The 11,512-nt window shown below is 58.7% G+C and carries 10 protein-coding genes; 7 read left to right on the top strand and 3 right to left on the bottom strand.

All coding sequences use genetic code 11. The features are described 5' to 3' along the window. A partial coding sequence (locus tag RT91_RS05305) for a DUF6444 domain-containing protein (RefSeq protein WP_240314202.1) occupies positions 1–559 on the bottom strand: 559 nt, incomplete at its 3' end. Positions 560–1,142: 583 nt separating this feature from the next. After that, positions 1,143–1,412: a hypothetical protein gene (locus RT91_RS21360; RefSeq protein WP_152982799.1), complete on the bottom strand. Its 270-nt coding sequence runs from the start codon at positions 1,410–1,412 to the stop codon at positions 1,143–1,145. A gap of 234 nt (positions 1,413–1,646) precedes the next feature. Between RT91_RS21360 and RT91_RS05300 the strand changes: the two genes are divergently transcribed. From RT91_RS05300 to RT91_RS05285, 4 genes are read left to right on the top strand one after another with little or no spacing between them, the layout of a single operon-like run. Further along, on the top strand, positions 1,647–1,871 hold the full coding sequence (locus tag RT91_RS05300; protein ID WP_035186054.1) for a type II toxin-antitoxin system Phd/YefM family antitoxin: 225 nt from the start codon (positions 1,647–1,649) through the stop codon (positions 1,869–1,871). Positions 1,872–1,874: 3 nt separating this feature from the next. Further along, entirely contained in the window at positions 1,875–3,485 is a 1,611-nt protein-coding gene (locus RT91_RS05295) for a class I SAM-dependent DNA methyltransferase (protein WP_082468546.1), read from the top strand. Next, a complete protein-coding gene (locus tag RT91_RS05290) occupies positions 3,478–4,761 on the top strand; it encodes a restriction endonuclease subunit S (RefSeq protein ID WP_035186052.1) in 1,284 nt (427 codons plus the stop codon). Before RT91_RS05295 ends, RT91_RS05290 begins: the two co-directional genes overlap by 8 nt. Continuing rightward, complete coding sequence (locus RT91_RS05285; RefSeq protein ID WP_035186051.1) at positions 4,758–7,931, top strand: type I restriction endonuclease subunit R; 3,174 nt, start codon at positions 4,758–4,760, stop codon at positions 7,929–7,931. Before RT91_RS05290 ends, RT91_RS05285 begins: the two co-directional genes overlap by 4 nt. Positions 7,932–7,990: 59 nt before the next feature. Here the strand turns inward: RT91_RS05285 and RT91_RS05280 are convergent, their stop codons facing one another. Further along, positions 7,991–8,203, bottom strand: a complete 213-nt coding sequence (locus RT91_RS05280) for a hypothetical protein (protein ID WP_035186050.1) — start codon at positions 8,201–8,203, stop codon at positions 7,991–7,993. A 538-nt stretch (positions 8,204–8,741) separates the two neighbouring features. On the opposite strand from RT91_RS05280, the gene RT91_RS05275 reads away from it, so the two are divergent. The 3 genes from RT91_RS05275 to RT91_RS05265 form a co-directional block, all read left to right on the top strand. Continuing rightward, on the top strand, positions 8,742–9,485 hold the full coding sequence (locus RT91_RS05275; protein WP_035186049.1) for a DUF5131 family protein: 744 nt from the start codon (positions 8,742–8,744) through the stop codon (positions 9,483–9,485). Positions 9,486–9,487: 2 nt separating this feature from the next. Continuing rightward, on the top strand, positions 9,488–10,609 hold the full coding sequence (locus RT91_RS20310) for a three-Cys-motif partner protein TcmP (RefSeq protein ID WP_035186048.1): 1,122 nt from the start codon (positions 9,488–9,490) through the stop codon (positions 10,607–10,609). A 442-nt stretch (positions 10,610–11,051) separates the two neighbouring features. After that, positions 11,052–11,512, top strand: a 461-nt coding sequence (locus tag RT91_RS05265; RefSeq protein WP_035186047.1) for a recombinase family protein, incomplete at its 3' end; no start/stop codon positions are given.

Below are 11,512 nucleotides of genomic sequence, written 5' to 3'. Positions count from 1 at the left end.
GCAGGTAGATCGCGAGAGCCACGAGGTTGAGGCTGAATGGTGTGCCGGTCTCCATGCCTTCCGGGACGGCTGCCAGCGTGGTCGCCCCACAGCACGGACAATGGCCGGCATAGCGTTCGACGCGGGTGACGACCGGCTTGATCGGCGGCAGATCGATCTTGTCGTAGCGCTGCGCGAGGCGCTGATCCGCGTCAGTCAGCCCGGCACGGCAGTGCTGGCAATGCGCCGCCTTCGCGATCACCGTCTGATCGGGGTTCTCGGCAAGCAAGCGACCGCCACCCTCACGGCCGAGACTGCCTTTGCGGGGCCCCTTGCGCGGACTTTTCTCGGGCCGGTTTGGCTTCTGCCCGCGCGATGGCGGCAGGCTCGAATTGTCCGGCCGCTTCGGCGGTTCGTTTAGCCGCGCCTCCAACTCCGCAATCCGGCGTTCCGCATCCGAAAGCCGGATTGCCAGTTCCGCGTTCCTGCGCTCGGATGATTGCAACGCGTCCCATAGCGCGCGGATCAGCGCGTCTTTCTCAGCGTGCGATAGGAGAGACAGGTCAGGAAGCTCGTTCACGCCTCCCGTCGAATCGTATCCGCCGTGGTCACGTCAATTCACAATCGATTCAACTTATCGACGGACCAGGATGAGCAGATACTTACAAGGATATCCTGCCATGATCGCATCGCGAAGTTTTGTTGGATCGAATCGCATAGTGGCGTCATAAACTCGGATATATGGATCGCGTGGACCGTAAACATACAGTCGCCAGTCCTGTGTTCGCCATGCAAGTGGACAAGGTGCAGTAATTACAAAGTCACCCGGTAATAATTCAACATGATGTGCTCCTCCGTCGAAATTCAAAAGCCGAACAATTTGTCCGAGCTCATATAGAGAGATCGTTTTCCTCGGGGGCGGCAATGGTGTCCAAAATGGTACAACTGTATAAGTTGGAAATTTTGAAAATGTATGTTTCTCTAAACTGATTTCTATCTTTCCAGATCCTATAGCATTTCGAATCGTTTCATTTGATTCGGTTTTCTGACAACTATCAAAGACAAGAAATCTATGATCAACAAAATGGATCATTCTGGTTTCACTGATATCGTATTCTCGTTGATCTATATACATCTGCGGTACCTTCTCATTTGTCGATTCATCATTTGATACGATGCCTCAGTATCTCTTCATGTTGCTCCAGCCATTGCACCGGACTGATGCCTTCCATTTTGGCGCATTTCAAAACCAAAAGCACAAATGAAACTGTATTCTCCTCGGCCTTGACCCATATTGATTGTGGATTGAAGATTTGTGAATTCAACTGATTATTTTGAACAAGATTTAAGAGACGAATTTGTTCTCTAAAAACTCGATCCCAGATCGGAGAATTTTTCGCTCTACGAATCTGATTAACAGAATATAAATTCATCCGAATAAGTCCTCCTTAATTATTGCGTTTGATTTCTTGATTTTCGTTGCCAACCTTGTTCGGCAATCGACGTATCACCCAGAAATGAATGTGTCAAATAGTGGAGATTCCGATATTGACAAAAAAATTTGGTATTTGAACCGAATTAATTCGTAGACCATTTTTATTTTGTCTATAGCCGAATTTTGATGGTTTTTACTTCGAATCGCGCCGGCGCTTGCCCTTCAAGCCGAAATGGCCAAAATCGTTTTGGACGTGGGGGACGGGATGCAAATTTTGAGCGCCAAAGAGGCAAAGGACGGCTTCGGCCGATTGATCGATCTAGCCCGGGCTGAGCCGGTGACGGTCGCGAAGCATGGACGCCCGGTCGTGGTCGTCATGGCCGTCGAGGAATTCCAGCGCCTGAAATGCGGGGTGTCCGCGCCGTTGTCATCCAGTCCGAACTTCAAGGGAGACTGAGGCGTGCCGCGGGGAAGACCAAGGAAGAATGCAGATGCATCGTCGCCGGCATCCGCAACCACCGAGCCTTCGGTGAAGCCGAACGGAAACGGCGCCAATCTGGGCTTTGAGGCACAGCTGTTCCTTGCCGCCGACAAACTGCGCAAGAACCTTGAACCGTCGGACTACAAGCACGTCGTGCTCGGCCTGATTTTTCTGCGTCACATCTCGGACGCATTCGAGGCTCGTCGTGCTGAGCTGCTCGTCGAAGGGGAGGACGTCGCCGAAGATGAAGACGAGTATAGATCCGAGAACGTGTTCTGGGTCCCCGCGGAAGCACGATGGTCGTTTTTGCAGGCGAGCGCGCGTCAGCCGACGATAGGCAAGCTGATTGACGATGCGATGGCTTCTATCGAGTCGGCGAACGACACGCTTAAGGGGGTGCTCTCAAAGGACTACAACCGGCCTGCGCTCGACAAGGTTATGCTCGGGGAACTGATCGACCTGATCTCCGGCATCACGGTGGGCGCACCGGGCGAAAAATCGAAGGATCTGCTCGGGCGCGTATATGAGTATTTCCTTGGTGGTTTTGCCGGAGCCGAGGGGCGCCGGGGCGGCGAGTTCTACACGCCGCGTTCAGTCGTTCGCGTTCTGGTTGAGATGCTCGAACCTTACAAAGGTCGGGTCTACGACCCGTGCTGCGGGTCCGGCGGCATGTTCGTGCAGTCTGAAAAATTTGTCGAAAGCCATGGTGGCCGGATCGGCGACATCGCGATCTATGGGCAGGAATCGAACCATACGACGTGGCGGCTTGCGAAAATGAACCTCGCGGTGCGCGGCATCGATGCGGACATCAGGTGGAACAACGAAGGCACGTTTCACCGTGATGAACTCCGTGATCTCCGGTTCGACACGATCCTAGCCAATCCGCCTTTCAACATCTCGGATTGGGGCGGGGAAAGACTTCGAGAGGACGCGCGCTGGACGTTCGGCGTGCCACCGGTCGGCAACGCGAACTACGGCTGGCTACAGCACATCCACTGGCACCTTGCACCCGGCGGCCGGGCGGGCGTGGTACTGGCGAACGGTTCCATGTCGTCCGGGCAGAACGGCGAGGACGCGATCCGAAAGGCGATGGTCGAAGCCGACGTCGTGGATTGCATGATCGCACTACCCGGTCAGCTCTTCTATTCGACGCAGATTCCGGCCTGTTTATGGTTCCTGACGCGCGACAAGGCACTCGGCGGCGGTCTTCGAGATCGGCGCGGCGAGGTGCTGTTCGTCGACGCCCGGAAGCTCGGCGCACTGGTTGACCGGACGCGCCGTGAGCTGTCGGACGAGGACGTGAAAAAGATCGCCGACACCTACCATGCATGGCGCGGCCAGCCGGAGGCGGGCGCCTATGCCGACGTGCCGGGCTTCTGCAAGGCTGCGTCGCTCGACGAGATCAGGTCTCATGGCCACGTGCTCACACCGGGACGGTATGTCGGGACGGCCGATATCGAGGAAGACGAGGTGCCGTTCGAGGAGAGATTTGGCGCTTTACGGGGGGAGCTTGAGCGGCAATTTCGTCAAGCAGCCGCTCTCACCTCCGCGATCCAAACAGGGCTGTCGGGGCTGATTGCCCATGACTGAGCGGAAAGTCGTCCGCTTGGGTTCAGTGGCGAAGCTCCTTTCGGGAGGAACACCAGCCAAAGACCAACCAAAATACTGGAACGGCTCGATCCCATGGCTGACACCCAAAGACATGGCAGCATACGACGCAACTACGGAAGACCACGTCACGCCTGCTGCCATCGGCAACGGCACCCGGTTGGCTCCGGCCGAGGCCATATTTATCACCGTCCGGGGTATGTCGCTGCACAAGGAAATCCGGGTGGCGCGATCTGATCGAGAGATGGCCTTCAATCAGGACATCAAGGCGATTACACCAACCGGCATCGATGGTAGGTTTTTGTATTACGCGATAGTTGCGCGAAAGCCAGAGTTGCTTGGGGCCGTTGAAGCTGCGGGACACGGGACCGGTCGACTGCCCACGGATAGGTTGGAAGCGCTCCCGGTTCCGACCTTCCCGGAACGAGAGCAGCAGGCCATCGCCTCGATCCTCGGCGCCCTCGACGACAAGATCGACTTGAACCGTCGGATGAACGAGACGTTGGAGGCGATGGCGCGGGCGCTGTTCAAGGACTGGTTCGTCGATTTCGGACCGACCCGGGCGAAGATGGAAGGCCGCCCGCCCTACCTCACTTCCGATCTCTGGGCACTGTTTCCGGATCGTCTCGACGGTGAGGGGAAGCCGGAGGGGTGGTCGCCGACGACGCTTGGCGACGTGGCCGATCTGAATCCGCGTGAACGCCTTCGTGTCGGCTGCGTCGCGCCATACCTCGACATGGCGGCAATACCAACACAAGGAATGTGGCCTAGCGCGCCTACAAGTCGCCCGGCCGGTTCGGGCGCTCGATTTCGGAACGGCGACACCCTTTTGGCTCGCATCACTCCGTGTCTAGAAAATGGGAAGACGGCGTACGTTGGCCGGCTCGGCGACGACGAGGTGGCATGGGGGTCTACTGAGTTCATCGTGATCCGCCCCCGGCCACCGTTCCCATCCGAGTTTGGCTATCTGTTGGCGCGCGACCCTAACTTTCGTGAACATGCTATTCGCTCTATGACCGGAACATCGGGCCGGCAGAGGGTTCAACCTGACGCGCTGGAAAACTACCCCGTCACGCGGCCAACTGACACACTTTTACAGAACCTTGCTGAAGCTGTCCGCCCTTGCTTTCAGAAGATCGCATCGAACGAGGCCGAAGCAGAAACCCTTGCCGCCACCCGCGACCTCCTCCTCCCCAAACTGATGTCGGGCGAAATTCGCGTCCGTGACGCCGAGAAGATGGTGGAGCCGGCGTTGTGACGGGGATCGGCGAAAGCCATGTCGAAGAGGCCGCGCTCGCGTGGCTCGCCGATCTCGGCTACGCCACCCTCCACGGGCTGAGCATCGGACCGGACGCCGACCGGCCGGAACGAACCAGCTACGGCGACGTTGTTCTCATCGGTCGGCTTGACGAGGCGCTTCGCCGGCTCAACCCGCATCTGCCCCCGGAAGCCCTGTCGGAGGCGAAGGCAAAAGTTCTGCGCGTCGAGACGCAGTCCCTTGTCCACGAAAACCGCAGACTGCATCGTTTCTTGAGTGAGGGCGTCCCCGTCGAGGTGCGGCGGGCGGATGGCACCATCGGCGGCGAACAGGTGCGGCTGCTCGATTTCGACGAACCGACGGCAAACGACCTGCTCGCCGTGAACCAGTTCACCGTGATCGAGAACCGGGCGAACCGCCGCCCGGATGTCGTTGTCTTCATTAACGGGCTGCCGCTGGCGGTGTTGGAGCTGAAACATCCCGGCAAGCCGAACGCGACACTGGACGGCGCCTTCAACCAATTCCAGACTTACAAGGACCAGATCGGTTCGCTGTTTCGAGCCAACGCGGTTCTGATCATCACCGACGGCCTTGCGGCGCGCATCGGGTCGCTCACCGCCGACCGCGAGCGGTTCATGCCATGGCGGACGGTGACCGGCGACGATCTCGCGCCGAAAAGCGCGCCCGAACTGCAGACGATCATCCACGGCGTTTTCGAACCGCGCCGGTTCCTCGACCTCCTGCGCGATTTCGTCGTGTTCGGGGAGACGGAAAAGGGCCTCGTCAAGATTCTCGCCGGCTACCATCAGTTCCACGCCGCGCGACGCGCCATCGACCGAACCATCGACGCGACCCGCCCTGCAGGCGACCGCAAGGTGGGTGTGATCTGGCACACCCAAGGCAGCGGCAAGAGCCTGCTGATGGCCTTCTACGCAGGGTGCGTGATCAAGCACCCCGGCATGGAGAACCCCACGCTGATCGTCGTCACGGACCGGAACGATCTCGATGACCAGCTGTTCTCGACCTTCTCCATGTGCCGCGATTTGCTGCGTCAGGCGCCGGTTCAGGCGCGCGACCGTGCCGAACTCCGAAACCTTCTCAACCGGCCATCGGGTGGTGTGATTTTCACGACCCTGCAGAAATTCGCGGTCGATCCTGACGAGGCTGACCACCCAGTGCTGACGGATCGGCGAAACGTCATCGTGATCGCCGATGAAGCTCACAGGAGCCAATACGGGCTTCGGGCTAAAGTCGACCGGGCCGGCGGCTCAGTGTCGTATGGGTTCGCGAAATATCTCCGCGATGCGGTGCCGAACGCCTCATTTATCGGTTTCACCGGCACGCCGGTTGAAACCGGCGACGTGAACACGCCCGTCGTGTTTGGCGACTACATCGACATATACGACATCAGCCGCGCGGTCGAAGACGGCGCCACGGTGCCGATCTATTACGAGAGCCGGCTGGCCCGGATCGAACTTGACGAGGACGAGAAGCCGAAGCTCGACGCCGAGATCGACGACCTGACGGAAGACGAAGCGTCCGAAGAACAGGAGCGGTTGAAACGGCGATGGGCCAGTGTCGAGGCGCTGGTCGGCGCAGAGAAGCGGATCAATCTGATCGCAGCCGATATCGTGCAGCATTTCGAAGCGCGCTGCGCCGGCTTGGACGGCAAGGGCATGATCGTCTGCATGTCGCGCCGCATTTGCGTCGAACTTTACGATGCGATCATCAAGCTCCGCCCCGACTGGCATAGCGATGATGACGAGGCCGGCTCGATCAAGATCGTCATGACCGGCGCCGCGTCCGATCCGCCCGAATGGCAGGCGCATATCGGAAAGAGACCGAAGGCGCGGCGTGAATTGCTGGCGAACCGGATGAAGGCCGCCGACGATCCCCTGCGGCTCGTGATCGTGCGTGACATGTGGTTGACGGGTTTCGACGCCCCGTCGATGCATACAATGTATGCGGACAAACCGATGCGCGGTCATGGGCTTATGCAGGCGATTGCGCGCGTCAATCGGGTGTTCCGGGACAAGCCTGCCGGGCTGGTGGTGGACTACATCGGGCTCGCCCAGAGCCTCAAGGAAGCCCTGTCTCAATATTCCCCGAACGACCGGCGAGAGACCGGCATCGACGAAGCTGAGGCCGTCCGCGTGCTGGTCGAGAAGTACGAGATCGTTCGCGCGATGTTCCGCCCCGATATGCCGGGCGGCTTCGATTACCGACCGGCGATAGCCGCTGGAAGCCTGCCGCAGCAGCGGCTGGTCGTGCTCGCCGGGGCGATGGATTGGGTCCTTTCGTTGCAACAGGAGGCTGCCGCAAAGGAGACGACCGACGAGGGCAAGAAGCGCGCGCATCGACGCTTTGCGGATGCGGTCCTCGCGCTCTCGAAGGCATTTGCCCTTGCGGCCGCGAGTGACGCGGCACGGGCGATCCGCGACGAGGTTGGGTTCTTTCAGGCAGTGCGGATCGCGCTGGCGAAGGATGCGTCAGTTGGCCCCGGGAAACGGAGCCCCGTCGACCGGGAGCTGGCAATCCAGCAGCTTGTGAGCCGCGCCGTCGTCTCAACCGAAATCATCGACATCATGCATGCGGCTGGCATCGAGAGCCCGGACATTTCCATCCTGAGCGACGAATTTCTTGCCGAAGTTCAGGAACTTCCGAAGAAAAACCTTGCCATTGAGGCGCTCAAAAAGCTCATCGCCGGGACCGTTCGTGCGCAGTCGAAGCGCAACGTGACGCAGGCGCGTGGCTTCACGGACCGGCTTGAGGCCGCAGTCGCACGATACCACGCAAACGCATTGACCACGGCACAGATTCTGGAAGAACTGGTTCAAATCGCGAAGGATATCCGGGAAGCGCGACTCCGCGGTCAGGAACACGGGCTCAGCGACGAAGAGATCGCGTTCTATGACGCCCTTGCCGATAACGAGAGTGCGCGAACCGCGATGGGTGAACCCGCCCTGCGCGTGATCGCGCAGGAGCTGGTCAACAGCGTACGCAGCAATGTGACGGTGGATTGGATGCACCGTGAAAACGCCCGCGCACGCATTCGTTCGTTGGTAAAGCGCATCCTGCGCCGATACGGCTATCCGCCAGACCTACAAGACGGCGCCGTTCAGAACGTGCTGCAGCAGGCCGAAGCGCTGTCGGCGGCATGGGCTGCCTAGATCGACAGCCCGCGCAAGCAGGCCTCATCGAACGATCACAATCACGCTAATCATGTCGATTACCATGCGGATTTCAGTCGCGATGCCGTTTCCGCGCTCGCGCAGGCGACGAACACAGTCCAGATATCCGGCTGCGATTGGTCGACATCGAGAACACGCAGCTCGGGCGCATCGTCGGTCAGGCAGCTGAACCGATAATAGTCGGCAGGATCGAGTGTGATTTCCGCTACGTAAGGATGTGTGGGTGGGATTTTGCCAAGACGCTTAGACATCGGAAGGGCTCCATTTGCGATCTTGGCCTATTTAGCCGTCGTAAACAGCCGACTCTTTCCGCACAGGGCGACCGCCAAATTGGACGCCACCCTTCGCAGTGTTCAGGCAAGCCTCGTTCGGGTCGGAAATGAGAGACCGGGGCACCGGGGCGACGATATGCTTGTTCACGTCGATCTCTGTCGACCGATGCGTGCAGCTCCCGGATGCAGGCGCCGATGGCGTGGCGCCTGCGCGACAATAAGCGGTGGCTAAGCCCTCTCGCCTGATGGCTCGGTCATTTCGGCCGGATAGACGCATTGTCGGAGGCCGGAGAATGAAGCCGGCCAAGGTTATCGATCCACGAGCAGTGACCGGGAACCTTTAAAAGGCAGCATATTTGTCTGGTTCCTTGGTCGAACTCGGCGGAGCTTGTCGCGAAAGCAACTGACTTTGGCCACTCCTCGCTCAAGCTGACGCTACACACCCGGCTTGGTCGAGTGTGGGTCTTGCCAACAAATTCTAGCCCGTATATTGTTCTCTTTATGTTCATGGTGAGACATGGCGGATACCAGTGCAATTGAATGGACTGACGCAACGTGGAATCCGCTAACCGGGTGTACGAAGGTTAGTCGCGGTTGCGACAACTGCTACGCGGAGCGATTCTCAGAACGCTTTCGAGGTGTGCCGGGGCATCCTTTCGAATCTGGTTTTGATCTTATACTACGGCCGGAAAGGTTACTGCAGCCGCTGAGTTGGAAGCGGCCGCGGATGATATTCGTCAACTCCATGAGTGACCTGTTCCATAAGGATGTTCCGCCCGCGTTTATCGACCGGGTCTTCGAGACCATGGAGCGAGCCAACTGGCACCTATTTCAGGTTCTGACGAAGCGCAGCACTTTGATGTCGCGCTACCTAAGGGCTCGGTATGGAAACAATATGACACCGGCGCACATCTGGTGTGGGGTATCGGTGGAAAATGCACAAGCCAAAGGACGCATTGCCCATCTCCGGATGGCGCCAGCGTCGATCCGTTTCCTCTCGTTGGAGCCACTTCTTGGGTCTCTTGGCGAACTCGACCTAAGCGGTATCGACTGGGTGATCGTTGGAGGCGAAAGCGGTCCCGGCGCGCGACCGATGCAGACGGAATGGGTGCGCGAGATCAGAGATCAGTGCCAGACGCAGGGCGCTGCGTTCTTTTTCAAGCAGTGGGGTGGTGTCCGTCCAAAGAGTGGCGGACGTTCTTTGGACGACCGTGAGTGGAATGAGTATCCACGTCAGCAGAACGCACCCGTTGTGGTATAGTAATGTCTTCCGGATCATCATCTGCCCTAACCGCCGCCAGTTGGCTGCTTCAGCCCCATACAGCAGCCAAGCTCAAGATTCTCGAATCGTATCTACAGGCATGGTTTCCGATTCTAAGCAACGGCCAGAATTTTGATCGCATAATCTATATCGACGGCTTTAGTGGTCCGGGTCGATATACGCTGGGTGAAGACGGGTCTCCGATCATTGCGCTGAAGGCCGCCTTGATAGCGCTGAAGCGGCGTCAGATACCGTACGAATTTCATTTTGTTGAACGTAAGCAACGCGTCGCTGCTGCCCTACAGGCGAACGTTGACGCTTTGAGGCAGAGCAGTGCACTGCCGCCAAACGTCGAGGTATTTGTGCATGCGCGCATGACTTTCGAAGAGGCGTACGAACGTCATATAAGTCCACGCCTACTGGCCTACCCTCGCGCGCCAGCGTTCGCGCTCGCCGATCCTTTCGGGTGGACCGGCATACCCATGACGATCTTGGCCGATTTGATGCGTCGGCGGAGCACGGAGATTCTGGTAAATTTTATGTTTGAAGAGATCAATAGGTTCGTAAGTCACCCGGCTCAAGAACAGAATTTCGATGCGCTCTTTGGCTGTAACCGGTGGCGAGATGCTGATAGAATGTTCGGGCGTTCCCGAAAGAACTTCATCCGTGACCTGTACCGTGACCAGCTACATAGCGCCGCAGGAGCACAATTTGTTCGTTCTTTCGAGATGCGAAACGAGAGGGGCGTCGTCGACTATTTTCTCTATTTCGCAAGCAACAACCGGCTTGGCCTTTCCAAGATGAAAGAGGCTATGTGGAAGGTCGACCCCGGCGGCAACTTCACATTCTCCGACGCCACAAACCCTGCCCAGACTGTATTGTTCAAGCATGAGCCAAACCGCGATCATTTGCGGCAACTCATCTCGAACCGTTTTACAAATCGACACGCGAGCGTGCGGGAGATTGAGAGATTCGTCATCGAGGAGACGCCATTTCTGGTAAGCCATTACAAGAGAGTGCTCGCGCGCATGGAGGAGGCCGGAGACCTTCAGCCTGTCAATCCTTCGGTCCATCGGCGCCAAGGCACCTATCCCGATCTGGATCTGGAGCTTGAGTTTCACTGAGCTCGCCTCACTTGCGAAAGCTCACGAGCCGTCCCTTCGACGACAACCTTCGACATCCGATCCATGCCAGACGCGCTCTGTGCTTAGAAGTAGCTACGGGCCCGGTTGACCGTTCTCACCGCATGATCCCCGTCGTCAGTTAATCTGTCTTCCTGACCATAATCAAAAGCGCGTTCGACCCGGGGCTGCCGTATGTGTAGACGAACGGTGGAGCTGGATGGCGCGGGTCGGTAGCCGTCCCCGCCGTGACCAGCCTGAGTCCATTCATCGTCGTCACCCTCGACCCATGCTTCTTGCAAACGGTGGTTTTCGGGTGAAGGCGTTCTGTCTCCGAAAACCGTTTCCGAAAACTGCAGAAAAATGCTGACAGATTTTCCGAATAACATATCGTGAAACCGGACGTCCGAGAACGGGCGGCGTTGACGAGTTTCGGGAGAACAGGATGCTTATCGGTTACGCTCGCGTCTCGACGGGTGACCAGAACCACGACCTGCAGCACGACGCCCTTCGCGCGGCCGGGTGCGAGCGCATCTGGACGGAGACGGCGAGCGGGGCACGTACGGACCGACCGCAGCTGACGGCGCTGCTCGACGCGGCACGTGCCGGCGACACGCTGGTGGTCTGGCGGCTCGACCGGCTTGGAAGGTCGCTGAGGCATTTGATCGAGATCGGCGACGATCTCCAGCGACGTCAAATCGCGCTTCGCAGCTTGACCGAAGGGATCGACACGACGACCACGGCTGGCCGGTTCGTGTTCTCCTTGCTCGGCGCGCTGGCCCAGATGGAGCGCGAAATCCTGATCGAGCGGACGCAGGCCGGCTTGGCGGCAGCGGCGGCGCGGGGCCGAAAGGGTGGTCGTCCGCGCGCGCTCGACGACGGCAAGGTCCGCGCGGCGCAGGCGAT

This window comes from Acidiphilium sp. JA12-A1 (assembly GCF_000724705.2).
Taxonomy (GTDB): domain Bacteria; phylum Pseudomonadota; class Alphaproteobacteria; order Acetobacterales; family Acetobacteraceae; genus Acidiphilium; species Acidiphilium multivorum.
This window is presented reverse-complemented; position numbering and strand designations above follow the sequence as displayed.

Bases quoted from the DNA above. Each gene is read 5' to 3' on its own strand.
- RT91_RS05290 (WP_035186052.1), top strand. From the start codon at position 3,478: ATGACTGAGCGGAAAGTCGTCCGCTTGGGTTCAGTGGCGAAGCTCCTT.
- RT91_RS05300 (WP_035186054.1), top strand. From the start codon at position 1,647: ATGGCCAAAATCGTTTTGGACGTGGGGGACGGGATGCAAATTTTGAGC.
- RT91_RS21360 (WP_152982799.1), bottom strand. From the start codon at position 1,412: ATGAATTTATATTCTGTTAATCAGATTCGTAGAGCGAAAAATTCTCCG.
- RT91_RS05280 (WP_035186050.1), bottom strand. From the start codon at position 8,203: ATGTCTAAGCGTCTTGGCAAAATCCCACCCACACATCCTTACGTAGCG.
- RT91_RS05275 (WP_035186049.1), top strand. From the start codon at position 8,742: ATGGCGGATACCAGTGCAATTGAATGGACTGACGCAACGTGGAATCCG.
- RT91_RS20310 (WP_035186048.1), top strand. From the start codon at position 9,488: ATGTCTTCCGGATCATCATCTGCCCTAACCGCCGCCAGTTGGCTGCTT.